A 19,566-nucleotide genomic window follows, 5' to 3' on the forward strand; every position below is an offset into this window, starting at 1 on the left:
CAGGATGAACACCATGCACAATCACGTCCACCCCGCTTCCGTTTCCGCCCCGCCGCCGTACGGGCCGCCATTGCGCCGCACGGCGCTGGCGCTGCTGCTGGCCGGCTGCTTCGGCGCGGCGCAGGCCAACCCGACCCTGCCGCAAGTGGTCAGCGGACAAGCCACGTTCAACCAGCAGGGCAACGTCTTTTCGATCACGAACACGCCCAACACCATCATCAACTGGCAAAGCTTTTCCATCCATGCGGGCGAGATCACGCGCTTCATCCAGCAAAACGGCAATAGCGCCGTGCTGAACCGTATTACGGGACAAGACCCCAGCAAGATCCTGGGCAGCCTGGAATCGAACGGCAAGGTCTTCCTGATCAATCCGAACGGCATCGTCTTCGGCCAGGGCGCGCGCGTCGACGTGCATGGCCTGGTGGCGTCCAGTCTGGGCATGTCGAACGAGGATTTCCTGGCCGGCAAGCGCCAGTTTACGGCAGGCAGCGTGGCCGGCGCCGTCGGCAATGCCGGGGTGATCAATGCGGGCAAGGGCGGGCAAGTGCTGCTGATCGCGCCAAACGTGGAAAACACGGGCATCATCACGGCGCCGAACGGCGAAGTGATCCTGGCGGCCGGGCGCAGCGTGCAGCTGGCCGACCCGGGCAACCCCGAGTTGCGCGTGCTGGTGTCGGCACCCGACGACCGGGCGCTGAACCTGGGCCAGATCATCGCCCAGGGTGGCGGCATCGGCATGGCCGGCGCCCTGCTCAGCCAGCGCGGCGTGCTCAACGCGAACAGCGCCGTCGTCAGCGAGAACGGCAAGATCGTGCTCAAGGCCAGCGGCAAGGCGCTGCTCGAGGCGGGCAGCGTCACCAGCGCCACGGGCGCGGCCGGCAAGGGCGGCGAGATCCGCGTGCTGGGCGACCAGGTGGGCTTGCTGGGCAACGCGAAAATCGATGCCAGCGGCGCCACGGGCGGCGGCACGGTCTTGCTGGGCGGCGACTACCAGGGCAAGAATGCGGCCGTGCAGAATGCGCGCCAGGTGCTTGTCGGCAAGGACGCCAGCATCGCGGCCGACGCCACCGGCAGCGGCAATGGCGGCAAGGTCATCGCCTGGGGCAATGACACGGCCCAGGTGCACGGCAGCATTTCCGCGCGCGGCGGCGTGCAGGGCGGCGATGGCGGCTTCGTGGAAACGTCGGGCCATGCGCTGGCCGTCGACGGCATCCGCGTCGATACGGGCGCGCGCGCGGGGCGCGGCAAGCGCGGCACCTGGCTGCTCGACCCCTACGATATCGACGTGGTGCAGGGCGGCGGCGGCAACCTCGGCGACGTGGACGAGTTTGCCGAAGGCCCGCCTGCCAGCAGCACCAGCATCGGCGCCGACGTGATCTCGGGCGCCGGCAGCAATGTGATCTTGCAGGCCCAGCACCGCATCAATTTCAGCAGCGCCGTCAACATGGTCAATCCCGGCATCGGCCTGAGCGCCACGGCCGGCGAGACCATCAACGTGTACGCGGCCATCAGCACCAACGGCGGCAGCGTGACCCTGTCGGCGAACGACGCCAGCAGCGGCGGCGCGTACGGCCCCGGCTCGAACGTCCACCTGAACGCGGCGATCACGACGCATGGCGGCAGCGTGTCGCTGTCCGGCGCCAGCGTGGCCGGCACCGGCGTGGTCGATGTCGGCAACGGCAACCTGTCCCTGCGCGCCAACCATGCGGGCGGCGAAATCAACCTGACGGGCGGCGGCGCGCGGCTGGTCGGCAGCGGCGTCGCCGGCCAGAGCGTCACCTTGCAGGCGGACAGCATCACGCTCGGCGGCACCCTGAATTTCGGCGGCAGCGGCGCCGGCGCCAGCGTGACGCTCAAGCCGCTGAGCAGTGCGCGCGGCATCGACCTGGGCACGAAGTCGGGCGGCGCCCTGGGCCTCGATGCGGCGGAGCTGGCCGGCATTGCGGCGGCATCGCTGAGCATCGGCGACGGCAGCAATACGGGCGGCATCCACATCTCGAATGCGCTTGCCGTGGCGGGCGACCTGCACGTCAATTCAGCTTCCGCCATCACGGCCACGGGCGCCGTCACCGTCGGCGGCCGCTTCTTCCTCGACGGCGGGGCCTGGACGCAGAACGGGCCGAACCTGGCCGTGTTCTCCGCCGGCCAGTTCGCCATCGCGCCAGGCGCCAGCTTCCTGCGCGCGACGGGAGGCGATGGCGGCACCGCATCGCCTTACCTGATCGCCGATATCTACGGCTTGCAAGGCATCGGCAGCCTGAGCCTGGGCAACAGCTACCGCCTGGCCGGCAATATCGACGCCAGCGGCACGACAAGCTGGAACCAGGGCGCCGGCTTTGCCGCCATCGCCGGCGGCAACGGCGCCGGCTATGCGGGCACGTTCGACGGCGCCGGTTTCGCCATCCAGGGCTTGTACATCAACACCAGCAATGCGACGACGACGTCCGGCGTGGGCCTGTTCGGCAAGGTGCAGGGCGGAACGGTGCGCAACGTCACGCTGCAAGATGGCAGCGTGACGGGAAGCAACAATGTCGGCGCGCTGGTCGGCATGAACGTGGGCGGCACGCTGGACAATGTGCACAGCGGCGCCACGGTCAACGGCGCCAATACGGTCGGCGGCCTGGTCGGCAGCAACGGCGGCACCCTGCGCAATGCCAGCGCCAGCGGCAATGTCACGGGCGTCAATGCGGACAACGCGGGCAGCATCGGCGGCCTGGCCGGCGCCAACCTGGCAGGCGCCAGCATCGACGGCTCCTATGCCACGGGCGACGTCACCGGCGCGCGCGACAAGGTCGGCGGCCTGGTGGGCAACAACGATGGTGCGATTTCGCAGGCCTACGCCACGGGCGCCGCCCGCGGCGCGGCGGCTATCGGCGGCCTGGTGGGGCGCAATGGCGGCAGCATCAGCGATGCCTACGCCACGGGCGCCGTCGGTGCGTCGGTGAATAGCGATCCCATCGTGACGAAGGAAAACCTGGGCGGGCTGATCGGCTGGAGCGTGGCGGGCAGCAACGCCAGCCACGTCTACAGCAGCGGCGCGGTGGCCGGCGGCGGCTTTGCCGGCGGCACGGTGGGCGGCCTGGTGGGCCGGGCCGACGCGGGCGCGGGCGTGGCGTATGGCTACTGGAACTATGAAACGGCGGGCACGCAGATGGACCAGGGCGGCGCCACGGGCCGCACGACGGCGCAGATGCAGCAGCAGGGCAGTTTCAACGATTTCAATTTCGGCAGCGTCTGGCGCATCTACGACGGCTACACGACGCCGATGCTGAAAGCCTTCCTGAAACCGCTGCAAGTGAACGTGTCGGGCAATGCTACGAGCAAGGTCTACGATGGCCAGCTGGCCAGCTTCCTCGGCAGCCTGAGCTATGTCGGCTTGCTCGATGGCGATACGGGCGCCAACGGCAGCCTCGGCTACGGCAGCGCGCGCAACGTCGGCACGTACGGCTTGACGGGCTTGTGGTCGACCAAGTACGACATCAGCCTGGGCGGCACGACGACGCTGGCCATCACGCCGCGCATGCTGACGGTGAGCATCGGTGGCGGCAAGGTCTATGATGGACAGCTGGGTTTCGGCGGCGCCACCTTTACCTTGGGTAACGTAGTCAACGGCGACAGCGTCAGCGCCACGGGCACGGCGCTGTTTGCCGACAAGAATGCGGGCAGCGGCAAGGCCGTCAACGCCAGCGGCATCAGCCTGGCCGGCAATGAAGTGGGCAATTACAGCGTTGCCGATAGCGCCAGCGGCTTTGCCGACATCGGCCGCGCCGTCCTCAACGTGGGCAACGTCAGCGCGGCCGGCAAGGTGTACGACGGCACGACCAGTGCCAGCCTCAGCGCCCTGCTGGAAGGCCTGGTTGGCAATGACCAGGTGGCGCTGTCCGGCGCGCTGGCCAGCTTCGCCGACAAGAACGTGGGTGCCGGCAAGAACGTCAACTACAGCTACGGCGGCGGCAATCTGCAGGGCGCCGATGCCGGCAATTACGTGCTGGCCAGCGGTAGCGGCAGCACGACGGCCGATATCACGCCGCGCGCGCTGAACGTGCATTTCAACGGCGTCAACAAGACCTACGACGGCACAACGGGCGCCACGCTGAATTTTGGCGATGACCGCATCGCTGGCGACAGCCTGAACGTGTCGGCCCTGGCCCGCTTCGGCGACAAGAATGCGGGCGTGGGCAAGAGCGTGTCCGTGACCAACCTGGGCCTGGACGGCGCCGATGCGGGCAATTACGTGCTGACGTCGACGGGCGGCACGACGCAGGCGACGATTGCGCAAAAACAATTGTCGACCTGGATAGGCAGCGGCAACGGCTTGTGGAGCGATGCGGCCAACTGGGATGGCGGCGTGGTGCCGGAAGGCGCGAACGTGCTGGCCGTCGACTTCTCGAACAGCAAGGGCATCGTTACCTACAGCGCGGCAGCCGGCAGCACCATCCTGAAGAACCTGAACTCGGCGTCGGGCTTGCTGCTGACGGGCGGCAGCCTGACCCTCGGTGAAAGCGTGCTGGACCGCTCCGTGCTGAGCGGCCTGGCCGGCCTGGAAATCAGCGGCGGCAATTTGCTGCTGAACGGCAGCCTGTCGGCCGACCGTTATGCGCAAAGCGGCGGCTTGTTGAGCGGCAACGGCAACCTGGCCATCGCCAACCGCTTCAGCCAGGCGGCCGGCGCCATCAACCTGGCGGGCCAGCTGGCCATCAGCCAGGCCAGCGGCGACCTGCGCTTTGCCAGTGTGACGGCGCGCGATGTGCGCCTGAGCGCCCTGAACGGCGCCATCGGCCAGGACGGCGCCATCGTCGCTGTCACCCTGGACACGCAGGCGCAGAACGGCGTGGTGCTGGACCATGCGGGCAACCGGGTGGGCAGCTTTAGCGCCAGCAATAGCGCGGGTGGCGGCATTACGCTGAAGAATACTTCCGCTCCCGGCAGCCTGGCGCTGGGCACGCTCGTCACGGGCGCGGGCAATATCGCCATCGACAATACCGGTGCCATCTCGGCTGGCAACATCAATGCGCATGGCGGCAACGTGGCGCTGACGGCGCACAGCCCCGTCACCGTCAACGGCAAGATCGAGGGCAACGATATTGCGCTCAATGCCAGCACGGACGTGGTGCTGGGCGATGGCGCGCAGTTGCTGGCGGCGCGCGACATCAGTTTGACGGCCGGGCGCGACATCAACATCGAGGGCAATTCCCGCATCGCCAGCGGCGGCAGTTTTGCCGCCCAAGCCGACGCCAACGTGCGCCTAGGCGGCACGGCCAGCTTCGCCGTGCCGGCGGCGGGCAGCATGAGCTTGCTGGCAAAAACGGGCGGCATCACGGCTGCTTCCGGCGTGCGCATCGCGCGCCAGCGCGCCGACGTGAGCTTGCTGGCACCCGGCGGCACGGTGGACGTGCCCGATGCCATCTTCCTGCCCGCCACCACGGCCGTCATCGACAGCAGCGTGAGTGCCGCCATCGACGAAGCCTTGCGCATCATCAAGCAGGCGGACCGCGCAAATGCGCCACTGGCCTCGGCGTCTCCGGTGCAGAAGACCGATGACAAGAAAGCGGACAGCAAGGATGTTGCCGGTGCCACAGATAAATCTACAGGATACAAATACGATGATGCAGTCAAAAAAACCTATTGCAACTAAATGGCTGAGCCATGCACTGCTGTGGCTGGCGCTGAGCTGCACGGCCGCGCACGCTTGGGCCGGACAGGTGGCGGGCACGGTGCTGCAATTGAGCGGCCCGCTGATGGTCAAGAAGGCCGATGGCAAGGTGAAATTGCTGGCCATCAAGTCCGAAGTCGAGCAGGGCGATACCTTGCTGACGGAAAAGGACACCTATGCCTTGATCAAGCTGATCGATAACAGTGAAATCACACTGAAGCCGAATACCAGCTTTGTGATCGAGCAATTCACGTACACGGCCGAGCAGCCCGACGGCGACCATGCCGTCTTCAGCCTGCTCAAGGGCGGCTTGCGTTCCGTGACGGGATTGCTCGGCAAGCGCAACAAGGAACGCTTCGAGATGAAGACGCCGGCCGCCACCATCGGCATCCGCGGCACGACGTTTATTGCCAGCTACGTCGCGCCATCGGCAACGCCGCTGCCGCCGTCGCCAGTACAGGGCGTGGCGCCCGGCCTGTATGTGCACGTGCTCGATGGCCTGATTCAGGTCAGCAATCCGTCTGGCGCGCTCAATTTTGCCCCTGGCCAGTTCGGCTTTACCCCCAGCTTCAAGCAGCCGCCCGTGATGCTGCCCGTCAATCCAGGCCTGCCATTCACGCCGCCGCCGGTCTTCTCGGCCTCTCCGCTTTCTTCCGGCGCATCCGCAGGCGGCGCCCGGCCGGCAGCCATCGATTGCGTCGTGCGCTGAGGTGTTGATATGGCAAGCCCCGCACGCGAGAAATAGGGCTTGACCTTCCCATCGTTGGATAGCAGATCCTGACCGCATTAGTTCATTTACCGTACAGGATCTGCCATGCATCAGACCGCACTTGCTCCCGCATCACCGTCACCAATTCCCGCCGCGCACGCGCAGGCGCTGGCCATCGAAGGCATGAGCTGCGCCTCGTGCGTGGGCCGCGTGGAAAAAGCCCTGGCCGCCGTGCCCGGCGTCAGCCAGGCCAGCGTCAACCTCGCCACTGAAATTGCCAAGGTCACGTCCGACACGCCCATCCCCCTGGCGACCCTGCAGGCCGCCGTGGAAAAGGCCGGCTACAGCGTGGCGCAGCACGACATCGACCTGGCTATCGCCGGCATGACGTGCGCCTCTTGCGTGGGCAGGGTGGAAAAAGCCTTGCTGAAAGTACCCGGCGTGCTGGCGGCCAGCGTCAACCTGGCAACGGAAAGCGCGCGCGTCAAGGTCACGGGCGGCGTCGATGCGGCCACCCTGGTCGCCGCCATCGACAAGGCCGGCTACGAGGCGAAGGTGCCCGCCGCCAGCAAGGCCGGCGCGCCCGCTGCCGCGCCGAACCGCGATGGCGTGAAAGTGGCGCTGTCCGCCATCCTCGCCTTCCCGCTGATGCTGCCCATGCTGGTCGAGTGGGCCGGCATCCACCTGATGCTGCCCGGCTGGCTGCAATTCGCGCTGGCGACGCCCGTGCAATTCTATTTCGGCGCGCGCTTCTACAAGGCGGGCTGGAAGGCGGCCCGCGCCGGCAGCGGCAATATGGACTTGCTGGTGGCGCTCGGCACCAGCGCCGCGTACGGCCTGTCCGTCTACCAGTGGCTGACGGCGGGCGAGATGCTGCCGCACCTGTATTTCGAGGCGTCGGCCGTCGTCATCACCCTGGTGTTGCTGGGCAAATGGCTGGAAAGCCGCGCCAAGCGCCAGACGGCGTCGGCCATCCGCGCCTTGCAGGTGCTGCGTCCGGATTCGGCCCGCGTGCGCCGCGACGGCGTCGAACTCGATGTCGCCGTGGAACAGGTGAAACTGGGCGACCTGGTGGTGATACGCCCAGGCGAACGGGTGGCCGTCGATGGCGTGGTGGTGGAGGGCGCCAGCCAGATCAACGAATCGCTGATCACGGGCGAGAGCTTGCCCGTCGACAAGCATGTGGGCGACAAGGTCACGGGCGGCTCCATCAATGCGGACGGCTTGCTGCTGGTGCGCACGCAGGCCGTGGGCAGCGAGACGACGCTGTCGCGCATCATCCGCCTGGTGGAAGATGCGCAGGCGGCCAAGGCGCCCATCCAGCACCTGGTCGACAAGGTCAGCGCGATTTTCGTGCCCGTGGTGCTGGTGCTGGCGCTGCTGACCATGCTGGGCTGGTGGTTCGCTACCGGCGAGCTGGAGAACGCCATCATCAACGCCGTGGCCGTGCTGGTCATCGCCTGTCCGTGCGCGCTGGGCCTGGCCACGCCGACGGCCATCATGGCCGGCACGGGCGTTGCCGCCCGCTACGGCATCCTGATCAAGGACGCGGAAGCGCTGGAAGTGGCGCACGCCGTCACCACCGTCGTGTTCGACAAGACGGGGACCCTGACGGTGGGCAAGCCCGCGCTGGCGGCCCTGCATGCGTACGGCATCGAGGAAACACGGCTGCTGCAGCTGGCGGCCAGCATCCAGCGCGGTAGCGAACACAGTCTTGCGACGGCCGTGCTCGATGCGGCCAGCGCGCGCCACATCGAACCCTTGCCCACGACGGCCCTGTCGGCCTTGCCGGGCCGCGGCCTGGCGGCGCAGGTCGACGGCCTGGACTTGAAACTGGGCAGCACGCGCCTGATGCAGGAATTGCAGGTGGACATGGCGCCGCTGGCGTCGCAAGCCCTGGCGCTGGAAAACACGGGCAACACGATTTCCTGGCTGGCGTCGGGCGATCAGTTGCTGGGACTGTTTGCCTTCAGCGACCAGGTCAAGCCGAATGCGCAGGCGGCCATTGCCCATTTGCATGCACTGGGCATCCAGACGGTGATGTTGACGGGGGACAATCAAGGCAGCGCCGACGCTGTCGGCAAGGCACTGGGCATCGATACGGTGGCGGCGAAAATGCTGCCCGCCGATAAAACCGCTAAAATCGAAGCGCTCAAGCGTGACGGCGCCAAGGTGGCCATGGTGGGCGACGGCATCAACGATGCGCCCGCGCTGGCGGCCGCCGACGTGGGTATCGCCATGTCGACGGGCACCGACGTGGCCATGCACGCGGCCGGCATTACCCTGATGCACGGCGATCCGGCCCTGGTGGCGGACGCCATCGATATCTCGCGCCGCACCTACAGCAAGATACGGCAGAATCTGTTCTGGGCATTCATTTATAACCTGATCGGCATTCCGCTGGCCGCCTTCGGCCTGCTCAATCCCATGGTGGCGGGCGCGGCGATGGCCTTCAGTTCGGTCAGCGTGATCAGCAATGCCCTGTTGCTGCGCCGCTGGAAAGCGCGCAGCGCGCATACCAAGGAGTCAGTACTATGAATATCGGACAGGCCGCCAGCGAAACGGGCGTATCGGCGAAAATGATACGCTACTACGAAAGCATTGCATTACTGAAACCCAGCGCGCGCAGCGACGCGGGCTACCGCATTTACACGCCAAACGACTTGCACGCCTTGCGCTTCATCAAACGGGGCCGCGTGCTGGGCTTTTCGCTGGAACAGATACGCGAGTTGCTGTCGCTATGGCAGAACGACCAACGCGCCAGCGCCGACGTGAAGGGCATCGCGCTGGCGCACGTGGCGGATTTGAATAAACGCATCGCCGAACTGACGGAGATGCGCGACACCCTGGCGCACCTGGCGCAATCGTGCCACGGCGACGACAAGCCCGATTGCCCGATCCTGCAAAGCCTGGGGCTGGCGGGCGAGGAAGCCGCCGACGCCAAGGCGTGCTGCCATTGAGGTAAAACAACAACAGGAGGATGCATGGCTTACGCACTGTATTACTGGCCCACGATACAGGGGCGCGGCGAATTCATCCGATTGGCCCTGGAAGAGGCGGGCGCCGATTACCGCGATATCGCCCGCCTGCCTGAACGCCAGGGACAGGGCATGCGCGCCATGCTGGCCTGCCTCGATGGCGACAGCATGCCCCATGCGGCCTACGCACCGCCCGTGCTGCGCGATGGCGAACGGCTGATCGGCCAGACGACGAATATCCTGTACTACCTGGGCCGGCGCCTGGGCCTGGCGCCGCGCGCGGAAGAGGGCCGGCTGTGGCTGAACCAGTTGCAGCTGACCATGGCCGACTGGCTGACGGAAGTGCACGACACGCACCACCCGCTGTCGATGAATCAATATTATGCGGAGCAAAAGCAGGCGGCCATGCTGCGCAGCGCGGATTTCCGCGCCACGCGCCTGCCCAAGTTCCTCGGCTACTTTACGCAGGTGCTGGCGAACAATCCGCGCCGGGGCGGCTGGCTGGTGGGGGCGAAACTCACGTATGGCGACCTGTCGCTGTTCCAGATGCTGGCTGGTTTGCGCTATGCGTTTCCGCAAGCCATGGCGCGCCTGGCGCCGGCCTATCCCGCCTTGTCCGACTTGCACGACGCCGTGGCGGCGCGGCCCAACATTGCCCGTTACCTGCGCTCGCAGCGGCGCATTGCCTTCAGCGAGGAAGGCATCTTCCGCCATTATCCGGAACTCGACGGGTAAACGACAACAGCCGGCGCTGGGCCGGCTGTCGCGATGCTGCGGTGGCGATTACTGCGCGCGGGTGACGGGGAAGCCCGCGTCCACGATGGCGGCGCTGATGGCGCCCAGTTCGCTCGACGATTCCACCGTGACGCTCTTGCTGGCCAGGTCGACCTGCACCTGGGCGGCGGGGTCGATGCCTTGCACCGCTTTCGTGACCGAGCCGACGCAATGGCCGCAGCTCATGTTTTCAACTTGTAACTGATACATGACAAGCACTCCTTGAATGATTAAGTGGTCCCACTGTAAGCCTTCCCCCGATGGTAAGGTCAAGGAAAAAGTCAGTCGTGCGCATCAGGCCAGCAGGTAGTCGACCGGCTGCATGGGCGGCGGCAACGGCGTGTCGTGCAGCGATTCGCGCAGGCTGATCTCGATGGCGCGGCACATGGCGCTCAGGGGCAGGTCGTTGGCATCCTCGCCGAACGGTTCCTCGATCTCGTCGCCGAGGGCATCGAGGCCAAAGAAGGTGTAGGCGACGATGGCGACGACGAAGGGCGTCATGAAACCGAGCGAATCGACGAGGCCGAACGGCAGCAGGAAGCAGTACAGGTAGGCCGTGCGGTGCAGCAGCAGCGAGTATGAAAACGGAATCGGTGTGCTGCGGATGCGCTCGCACGAGGCGCCGGCGCCCACCATGGCCGACACCGTATTGTCGAGCTGGGCGGCGAGGATGCTGTCGATCCGCCCCTGCTTGACGCAGTCGGCCAGGTCGTGGCCCATCTGCAGCATCAAATAGTCGGACGGATTCGACGATGCACATGCGGTCGCCCATTCCGCCGGGCGCAACAGCGGTTGCAGGTCGGCCGGGCCGCGCGTGTCGCGCAACTGGTGGCGCAGGGCGTGGCAAAAGGCGATGGTGCGGTAAATCATGCGCACGCGCACGTCATCGAGGCCCAGCTTCGCGTGGGCCACCGTGTCGCTGCGTATCATGCTCTGGCATTGGCGCGAGAAGTTACGGCTGCGCAAGACCAATTCGCCCCACAGCTTGCGCGCTTCCCAATAGCGGTCGTAGGCGGCCGTGTTGCGAAAGCCGAGGAAGATGGCCAGCGGCAAGCCGATCAGGGTAAACGGGATGGTGGTCAGGATGACCTTGTGGTCGAACAGCGTGCCATGGCACCAGGTGACGAGGGTGGCGATCAGGGTATTGACGATCAGGGTGGTGCGGATGCGCGGCAGGACGGAGCCGCGCACGACGAGGAACAGCCGCAGTGCCGAAGGACGCTCGCGCACGATCATGATGCGCTCCCCGTTGCGGGCCGGGCCGGCGGTACATGCCGCGCCCTGTTCTTGTTATTGAAAAACCATGGTGTGGAATGGCAGAGAGGCAAGTGCCGGGGACAAAAAGCCCGCAGTGTGTGCGGGCTGAGCTGGGTGTGCATGGGAGGCAGTGTAGGGGAGACGGCATGAGTATAGGCCGCCGTTCCGCTGCCGGCCAATTCACAGTGATAATGGGTATTATTCATTTCATGAATGAATATTTCATTTGTAAGTTAGTGTGTGAATTTCAATGGCCTGCATCCCGTCCTTGCCGGAGCCTCTTGCGGCGTTCTTCCTGCTGCCGCTTCAATGCGGCACTGGCGGCATAATCGTTGCGGAACCACTTCGGGGTCTTGCTGCGGCCCGGCCAGTTGCAGTTGAGCACATTTGCTACGTCGGCGCAGTCGCAGGCACAGTCGAGCAAGGGGATGTCGCAGTCGCAATACCCCGCCTGTGCCTGGCGGCGCGCACTGCGCCGTTCCGGTAGCGGCAGCGCCAGGTGCTGGCGGTGCCGTTCTCCGCAGGCGCGCAAGCGCCGTTGCAGCAAGGGCAAGCCTGTGCGCAAGCCATGGCGGGCGATGACCCGGTAGCCGTAGGCGGAACAGCTGTCGCGCCCCGTCAGCACGCGGTAGGCGCAGGAAAACCCTTTCCATGGCGATAAGCGGCGCCGGTAGGTACGGATGGCCCACAGGGCCAGGTGCTTGCCACAGATATCGAGCGTGAGAATGATGCCTCCTTTGCGATGGCCGTCAGACAGTGCTCCGAGCATACGACAGCTATGCCGAAATGCATAGCGCTGGGCCAGCATGAATTGTCAATGTGATAAATGGATAGAATTGCCCAGTCTGCGTCTGTTAGGCTGAATGAGCGATTTGGAAATATTTCCTATGGCAAACCCGCCCGCCCGATAGCCGCCGCCAGGGGCCCGGTCCTGCACGTTCATCCTTCTTTGGAAAGCGGTCTACATGTTTAAAGTTTCCAGCATCTGCCTCGCCACCCTGATCCTGTTGCAAGCACCGTCCGCCTGGGCCGACCAGCCCGCTCCACTGAGCCAGCGGCAGCAAGCGCTGGCGGCGCAGATCGACGCCAGCATTGCGCCGTATTACCAGGCCACGGAACCCGGCGCCGTCGTCATCGTCGTCAAGGATGGCCAGCCCCTGTTGCGCAAGGCGTATGGCCTGGCCAGCGTGCAGGATAGCCAGCCGCTGACGCCCGACATGTCGCTGCGCCTGGGGTCGATTTCCAAGCAATTCACGGCCGTCGCCATCCTGTTGCTGGCCGACCAGGGCAAGCTGGCCGTCACCGATGACATCAGCAAATTCCTGCCCGACTATCCGACCCACGGCAAGCAAATCACGATCGCGCAGCTGCTCGCGCACACGTCCGGCATCCACGACTACACACGCAAGCCGGAATTCGTGCCCAACAGCACGAAAGACCTGAGCGTGGCGCAGATGATCGATTTCTTCAAGAACGATCCGCTCGACTTCGAACCGGGCACGCAGTGGCGCTACAGCAGCTCCGGTTATTTCCTGCTCGGCGCCATCATCGAAAAGGCCTCGGGCCAGCCGTACGCCACCTTCATGGAACAGCAGATCTTTGTGCCGCTGGGCATGAACGACACGGCGTATGAGGGCCACGAGCGCCGGCCCGCCAAGCGCGCGGCCGGGCATATCCGCTCGGGCCCAGCCTATGCGCCGAACTTGCCCTTGAGCATGACGCAGCCCTATGCGGCCGGCGCGCTCGTTTCCACCGTGGATGACCTGGCGCGCTGGGATGCGGCCATCTCCGACGGCAAGCTGCTCAAGGCGGCCACCTGGGAGCAGGCGTTCACGCCGGCCAAGCTGAACGACGGCACGGCGACCCGCTCCGGCTACGGCTGGAAGGTGGGCACATGGCAAGGCACGCCTTTCATCTACCATAGCGGCGGCATCAATGGCTTTGCCACGTTCGCCATGCGTTTACCGAAGGAAAAAGTCTACGTGGCCGTGCTGGAAAACTCGGATACGGGCCTGGTCGACCCTGACGTGGTGGCGCGCAAGGCGGCCGCCGTCGCCGTCGGCCGGCCATATCCCGAGATCAAGGTCATCACGCTCAAGCCCGCCATCCTGGACGCCTATGCGGGCGTGTACGCCATCAACGAGAAGGCCGGCTATACGATCCGCAATTTCGAGGGCCAGCTGCTGTTGCAGCGCACGGGCCGCCCCGCGCAACGCCTGCTGGCGTACTCGCCGAATGGCTTCCTGATTGAAAATACGCTCACCACAGCCGAGTTCGAGCGGGGACCGAAGGGCGAGGCGCAGCTGATCCTCAATGACGGCGGCGAATCGAAGTCGGTGCACGAGCGCGCCAGCGCCGCCAAGCCGGCGCGTGCCGTGGTCGCCATGACGCCTGCCCAGTTCGATGCCTACGTGGGCAAGTACGCGCTGGCGCCCGAGGTTTTCCTGGAAGTGACGCGCGAAGGCGACAAATTCTTCGCCCAGGTGACGGGTTTCCGCAAGCTGGCCATGTTGCCGATGAGCGATACGGCTTTCTTTTCGAATGAAGTCGATGCGGAAGTGCGTTTCAGCAAGGATGCCAGCGGCAAGGCCGAGCAGCTGGTATTGCGCCAGGAAGGGCAGGACATGCCGGCCAGGCGCGTGAACTGAGCGTCGTTCCCCTGCCTGCCGGCCAGCGCCGGCTGGCGGCAGGCATCGTCTTGGCGGTGGGGCTTACGCTCCCGCCGCCTTCCAGCCATACCAGCCGAACGCCGCCAGCCACGCCAGCACGATGGCCAGTCCCGGCAGCAGCAGCCACTTCGTCACGCTCTCTTCCCACGCCACATATGGCTTGCCGCCACGCAGCAGGGCCAGCAGCGCCTGGCCGCCATTCAAGCCGGCAAATGGCAACAGGTTGAATGCGCACAGTTTGACGGCGAACAAGGCGAATACCGCGGCAAAGCTGTGCGTACGCGCAAACGTTTCGCCTTTCCCCAGCAGTTCTTGCGCCGTGCCCATGGGAGCCAGCGCGCCTTCGACGATTTGAGTGAACGCGGCCATGAAGCTGTCCCAGCCCTGCATTCCCAAAATCGCCAGCGCCAGTGCCAGCAGCACGGCCACGCCGCTCAGCGGCAGCAGCCACTGCTTCCACAGGGGCTGGAAGTTATAGGCGTCGAGACAGGGATCGTCGTCATACAACTCTTCTTCGCGCGTATCTTTCAGCACCACGCTGCCGGCCAGGGGCAGCAGCCTGATCTTCACTTTCCCCAACGCCAGCAAGGCTGGCCCGACGCCATAGCTGACGCTGCGCACCGTGATGCCGAACAGCCTGGCGCAGCCCGCCATGACGGAAATGTGGATGAGCATGAAGATGATAAAGCAGAGCAGCAACTGCAGGGCGGGAGGCATCGGATACGGTATCGTGAAAGACAGGGAGCGGTATTAAAGCATGTCGCCAAGGAAACGGCGCGCACATGAAAAAAGCCCCGCCTGCAGCGCTGCAGGCGGGGCTTTCTGATAGGGAGGCGGCTGGCGCCGCCGGGTAAAACTTACAGCACTTCGCTGGCGTGGTCGGCCAGGCGCGAACGCTCGCCGCGGGCCAGGGTGACGTGGCCGCTGTGCGACCAGCCCTTGAAGCGGTCGACCACGTAGGTCAGGCCGCTCGAGCCTTCCGTCAGGTACGGCGTGTCGATCTGCGCGATGTTGCCCAGACACAGGATCTTCGTGCCGGGACCGGCGCGCGTGACCAGGGTTTTGACTTGCTTCGGCGTTAAGTTTTGTGCTTCGTCGATAATGAGGAACTTGTTGACGAAGGTGCGGCCGCGCATGAAGTTGAGCGACTTGATCTTGATGCGCGAGCGGATCAGGTCCTGCGTTGCCGCACGACCCCATTCGCCGCCATCGGAGTCGGACTTGTTCAGCACTTCCAGGTTGTCGTCGAAGGCGCCCATCCATGGCGACATCTTTTCTTCTTCCGTACCCGGCAGGAAACCGATGTCTTCGCCGACAGGCACCGTCACGCGGGTGACGATGATTTCATTGTAGAGCTTGGTTTCCAGCACTTGCGCCAGGCCGGCGGCCAGGGCCAGCAGGGTCTTGCCGGTGCCGGCCTGGCCCAGCAGGGTGACGAAGTCGCATTCCGGGTTCATCAGCAGGTTCAGCGCGAAATTCTGCTCGCGGTTGCGCGCCGTCACGCCCCACACATTGTTCTTCGTGTGGCTGAAGTCGCGCAGGGTCTGCAGCACGGCCGTCTTGCCGTTGATCTGTTTCACCTGGCCGTAGAACGGCGCTTCGCCGTTTTTCGGTTCCAGGTAGATGAACTGGTTCACCAGCATCGACGGCACGAACGGGCCCGTCACGCGGTAGAACGTGGAACTGTAGCCATTCTTGCTTTCCTGCCAGGATTCCATGTCCTTGCCGTGCTTGTTCCAGAAATCGTCCGGCAGCTGCACGATGCCCGAGTACAGCAAGTCCGTGTCTTCCAGCACATGGTCATTGAAGTAGTCTTCGGCCGGCAAGCCCAGGGCGCGCGCCTTGATGCGCATGTTGATGTCTTTCGACACCAGCACCACGGGGCGGCCTTCCTGTTCCGATTCCAGCGAGCGCACGACGGCCAGGATCTGGTTGTCGGCCTTGCCGACTGGCAAGCCTGCCGGCAGGTCGGCGCTTTGCAGGCGCGTCTGGAAGAACAACCGGCCCTTGGCGTCCTTGTTGCCCAGCTTGGACAGCGGGATGCCGTGTTCGATGGCGTCGTCGTCCGTGTTGCTGATCAGGGCGTCCAGGGTGCGCGATACCTGGCGGGCATTGCGCGCCACTTCCGTCATGCCCTTCTTGTGGTTATCCAGCTCTTCCAGGGTCATCATCGGCAGGTACACATCGTGTTCCTCGAAGCGGAACAGCGACGATGGATCGTGCATCAGCACGTTGGTGTCGAGCACGAACAGTTTGGACAGGCCGCGCTGGTCGGCGGCGCGGCTGACGGACGACTTGAGCTGTACTTCGACTGCCTTGTGCTTGGCCGGATGCGGCTGCTCTTGCTTGACGGACTTGATCGGCGTGACCTTGGCGCTCGGCGCCTCGGCCTTGGCTTTCGCCGCCGGCTTGGCCTTGGGGGCGGCGGCAGGCGCGGCTGCCACCGGCGCTGGCGCAGGCACGGGCTTGGCGACCATCAGGGCCGCCACTTGCTTGATCTTGGTGGCCGCATTGCGGACCGGCTTGGCTACTTCGGCGATCGCCGCTTCAATAATTGGTGCGGCCACTTTCTTGGCTGCCGGGGTTTTGGTGGCCGGGCGCGCTGCGCCTGCGGTTGGGTAATCTTGGGTGGCCAGGATGGTGGCTGGCTTGCTCGGTAATTTTGGCAGTGGCATCAGGATCTCAATCAAAAAATTTCTGGAATGAATCGCCCATGGGCAGCCAGCTTCTGGCGGCACTTCTCATGGGGTGGATGCGGGGGAAACAACAATGCTACAGGACGAATAACTGCCGGAAGGCCGGCGGCATGGCCGGTCATGGACGCCATCGGCGGGCTACAGGCCCGCCTGGCGGAGTGGGTAGAGGCGCTTCGTTGACTCAAAATGGCGATAGATACCGTGAACTGAACTGCGGTTGAACCAGGCTCGCTGGAAGCCGACAACGCGCATTGGATCAAAACAGACGATCAATTCAGATGCGCTACGAATTCCAGCACTTCTTCCACGTGAGTTGCGACCTTCACGCCTCTCCATTCTTTCACCAATCGGCCCTGGGCGTCAATCACAAACGTGCTGCGTTCGACGCCGCGCACGGTCTTGCCGTACATCTGTTTCATCTTCATGACGTTAAACAGCAGGCAAACGGCCTCGTCGGGGTCGGAAATGAGCTCGAATGGCAGCTCCAGCTTGGCCTTGAAGCTTTCGTGCGAGCGCAGGGAATCGCGGCTGATGCCGTAGATTTCCACGCCGGCGGCGACGAATTGCGGATAGGCGTCGCGAAACGCGATGTTTTCGGTGGTGCAACCCGGGGTATTGTCCTTCGGATAGAAAAACAGGACCGTGGCCTTGGCCGGACGGCCCAGCAACTGAAAGGTTTTGCCGCTGGTCATTGCGGCGCTAAAGTCGGGCATGCTAACGAGGGATTGGCTATCAGCCACAGGTTCTCTCCTGAACGGTGATCATCAGCGCTGTTTTTAAACTGGCAACGCATCCAGGTGCAACAATACAGCATTCAGGCCGCTTTGCCCTGCACAATCAGGCGTCCCGAACGGCCTGGCAGCTCATCCCAGGTGATGGGGCAAACGGGCAGGTCGGTATTTTTTATCTTTTCATAATAATCGCCCATCGATGCGAACTGGTAGCCCTGGGCCTTCCAGCCAGTCAGCAATTGTTCGAAAATGGGGGCGAGTTTCTGTCCTTCAAGTTCCGCATGCAAGGTATACACGTGGTCGCGCGGCATGTCCGCCGTCAGCGACAGGATATGCGCGGCCACATTGCCGGTCGTGATCAGCTTGCCGTCGATTTCGCAGCCCAGCAGCTCGTCCAGGGTGGGCAAGGTGGTTGGCAATTGCACGCACTGGAGTATCGTGTTGCCATTACGCACGCGATGCGGACCTTGCGACGGTTGCGCCATGGCGCCGCGCGCGTCGAGCATGGCGCGGCCATCGGAAGCGTAGCGGTAGCCGGCCGTGTCGTGCTCGACAAAGGCGCTGACATTCATCTGCCAGCCGGCCGCGCCATGCGTGTGCGGCTTGACGCCGAACACCTGCGCGTAGCGGTTGGCGGCCTTGCGCATCATGGTGATGGTCCAGGCGGCGTTGCGTTTGGCCACGTTGTCTTGCCACAAGGTGTGGTCCCACGTGTGGATGCCGCACTCGAAACCGGCGTCGCGCACGGCGCGCAGTTGCGCCGCGCATTGCTTGCCGATATCGGGGCCCGGCAGCAAGGTGCCATACATCAATGTTTTCAAGCCATAGTGCTCGACCACGGACGTCCGCGACACCTTGCTGAAAAAGCCGGGCCGCAAGGCGCGCCGCAAGGCCCAGCCCGTATGGTCGGGGCCCAGCGAGAACAGAAAGGTGGCGTTGGCCTGGTGCGCGCCCAGCATGCGCACCAGGTTGCCCATACCTTCGCGGGTGCCGCGATAGGTATCGACGTCGATTTTCAGGGTCAGGAACGGCTTGCTCAACATTAATCCATCAAGGCTTTGGCTTGGGCTACCTGGCTGCGGTAGGCGTCAAAAATATTGCGCAGGGAATCGGCCATGGTGGTGGTCGGCGCCCAGCCCAGCTCTTCGCAGGTATTCGTGATTTTCGGCACGCGGTTCTGCACGTCCTGGTAGCCGGCGCCATAGTAGGCGCCCGAGGTCGTTTCCACGATTTTCACGTGTTTCGCGCCTTCGGCGTATTCCGGGTATTCGGCAGCCAGGGTCAGCATCATGCCGGCCAGGTCGCGGATCGAGTAATTGTTGACCGGATTGCCAATGTTGTAAATCTTGCCGCTGGCGATGCCGTTCTTGTTGGCGATGATGCGGATCAGCGCATCGATGCCGTCGTCGATGTAGGTGAACGCGCGTTTTTGCGCACCGCCGTCGACCAGCGAGATGTTCTCGCCGCGCACGATATGGCCGAAGAATTGCGTGACCACGCGCGAAGAACCTTCTTTTGGCGTGTGGATCGAGTCCAGGCCGGCGCCGATCCAGTTAAATGGACGGAACAGCGTGAAGTTCAGGCCTTCCATGCCGTAGCCCCAGATTACGCGGTCCATCAGCTGCTTGGCGTTCGAATAGATCCAGCGCGGCTTGTTGATCGGGCCGCAGATCAGTTCCGAGTTTTCCGGATCGAATTCCTCGTCGTGGCACATGCCGTACACTTCCGAAGTCGACGGGAAGACCAGGTGCTTGCCGTACTTGGCGGCCGAGCGCACGATCGGCAGGTTGGCTTCGAAGTCCAGTTCGAACACGCGCAGCGGCTGCTTGACGTAGGTCGACGGCGTTGCGATGGCCACCAGCGGCAGGATCACGTCGCATTTCTTGACGTGGTACTCGACCCATTCCTTGTTGATCGTGATGTCGCCTTCGAAGAAGTGCATGCGCGACTTGTAGTTTTCATTGTCCAGCAATTCCGTGATGCGGTCCGTGTTCATGTCCATGCCGTAGACATGCCAGTCGGTGGTTTCCAGGATGCGCTTGGACAGGTGGTGGCCGATGAAGCCGTTGACGCCTAAGATGAGGACTTTTTTCATGTGA

At 64.4% G+C, this 19,566-nt stretch carries 14 protein-coding genes; 6 read left to right on the top strand and 8 right to left on the bottom strand.

Features of this window, described 5'->3' with window-relative positions; all coding sequences use genetic code 11:
• The first annotated feature begins 13 nt into the window (after window positions 1-13).
• The 5 genes from O0880_RS05740 (at window position 14) to O0880_RS05760 (ending at window position 10,075) form a co-directional block, all read left to right on the top strand.
• Window positions 14-5,635 (top strand): YDG domain-containing protein, encoded by a 5,622-nt coding sequence (locus tag O0880_RS05740; RefSeq protein WP_289885554.1) that lies wholly within the window; start codon window positions 14-16, stop codon window positions 5,633-5,635.
• On the top strand, window positions 5,604-6,362 hold the full coding sequence (locus O0880_RS05745) for a FecR family protein (protein ID WP_289885555.1): 759 nt from the start codon (window positions 5,604-5,606) through the stop codon (window positions 6,360-6,362). Before O0880_RS05740 ends, O0880_RS05745 begins: the two co-directional genes overlap by 32 nt.
• A gap of 105 nt (window positions 6,363-6,467) precedes the next feature.
• Window positions 6,468-8,900: a heavy metal translocating P-type ATPase gene (locus O0880_RS05750; protein ID WP_289885556.1), complete on the top strand. Its 2,433-nt coding sequence runs from the start codon at window positions 6,468-6,470 to the stop codon at window positions 8,898-8,900.
• Entirely contained in the window at window positions 8,897-9,322 is a 426-nt protein-coding gene (cueR, locus tag O0880_RS05755; protein WP_071322562.1) for a Cu(I)-responsive transcriptional regulator, read from the top strand. The genes O0880_RS05750 and cueR overlap by 4 nt, the downstream gene beginning before the upstream one ends.
• A gap of 24 nt (window positions 9,323-9,346) precedes the next feature.
• Window positions 9,347-10,075: a glutathione S-transferase gene (locus O0880_RS05760; protein ID WP_289885557.1), complete on the top strand. Its 729-nt coding sequence runs from the start codon at window positions 9,347-9,349 to the stop codon at window positions 10,073-10,075.
• A 48-nt stretch (window positions 10,076-10,123) separates the two neighbouring features.
• Here the strand turns inward: O0880_RS05760 and O0880_RS05765 are convergent, their stop codons facing one another.
• The 3 genes from O0880_RS05765 to yidD all read right to left on the bottom strand — a co-directional run bounded on the left by O0880_RS05765 (window position 10,124) and on the right by yidD (window position 12,140).
• A complete protein-coding gene (locus O0880_RS05765; protein ID WP_071322564.1) occupies window positions 10,124-10,324 on the bottom strand; it encodes a heavy-metal-associated domain-containing protein in 201 nt (66 codons plus the stop codon).
• Between the two features lie 84 nt (window positions 10,325-10,408).
• Window positions 10,409-11,350 (bottom strand): bestrophin family protein, encoded by a 942-nt coding sequence (locus tag O0880_RS05770; protein WP_289885559.1) that lies wholly within the window; start codon window positions 11,348-11,350, stop codon window positions 10,409-10,411.
• A 268-nt stretch (window positions 11,351-11,618) separates the two neighbouring features.
• A complete protein-coding gene (gene yidD / locus O0880_RS05775; protein ID WP_289885560.1) occupies window positions 11,619-12,140 on the bottom strand; it encodes a membrane protein insertion efficiency factor YidD in 522 nt (173 codons plus the stop codon).
• 196 nt (window positions 12,141-12,336) lie between these two features.
• Between yidD and O0880_RS05780 the strand changes: the two genes are divergently transcribed.
• Window positions 12,337-14,019 carry a serine hydrolase gene (locus tag O0880_RS05780; RefSeq protein ID WP_289885561.1) on the top strand — a complete coding sequence of 561 codons (1,683 nt, stop codon included), beginning with the start codon at window positions 12,337-12,339 and terminating at the stop codon, window positions 14,017-14,019.
• A 63-nt stretch (window positions 14,020-14,082) separates the two neighbouring features.
• Here the strand turns inward: O0880_RS05780 and O0880_RS05785 are convergent, their stop codons facing one another.
• From O0880_RS05785 to O0880_RS05805, 5 genes are all read right to left on the bottom strand, one after another.
• Window positions 14,083-14,757, bottom strand: coding sequence for a site-2 protease family protein (locus O0880_RS05785; protein WP_289885562.1), 675 nt, complete (start codon window positions 14,755-14,757; stop codon window positions 14,083-14,085).
• Window positions 14,758-14,897: 140 nt separating this feature from the next.
• Window positions 14,898-16,715 (bottom strand): PhoH family protein, encoded by a 1,818-nt coding sequence (locus O0880_RS05790; protein WP_289885563.1) that lies wholly within the window; start codon window positions 16,713-16,715, stop codon window positions 14,898-14,900.
• A gap of 290 nt (window positions 16,716-17,005) precedes the next feature.
• Entirely contained in the window at window positions 17,006-17,449 is a 444-nt protein-coding gene (locus O0880_RS05795) for a peroxiredoxin (RefSeq protein WP_198043953.1), read from the bottom strand.
• A 101-nt stretch (window positions 17,450-17,550) separates the two neighbouring features.
• Complete coding sequence (locus tag O0880_RS05800; RefSeq protein ID WP_289885564.1) at window positions 17,551-18,510, bottom strand: xylanase; 960 nt, start codon at window positions 18,508-18,510, stop codon at window positions 17,551-17,553.
• Window positions 18,510-19,562: a bifunctional UDP-4-keto-pentose/UDP-xylose synthase gene (locus O0880_RS05805; protein ID WP_071322573.1), complete on the bottom strand. Its 1,053-nt coding sequence runs from the start codon at window positions 19,560-19,562 to the stop codon at window positions 18,510-18,512. Before O0880_RS05805 ends, O0880_RS05800 begins: the two co-directional genes overlap by 1 nt.
• Window positions 19,563-19,566: the final 4 nt, after the last annotated feature.

The sequence above is a fragment of the Janthinobacterium sp. SUN118 genome (assembly GCF_030397695.1).
Taxonomy (GTDB): domain Bacteria; phylum Pseudomonadota; class Gammaproteobacteria; order Burkholderiales; family Burkholderiaceae_D; genus Janthinobacterium.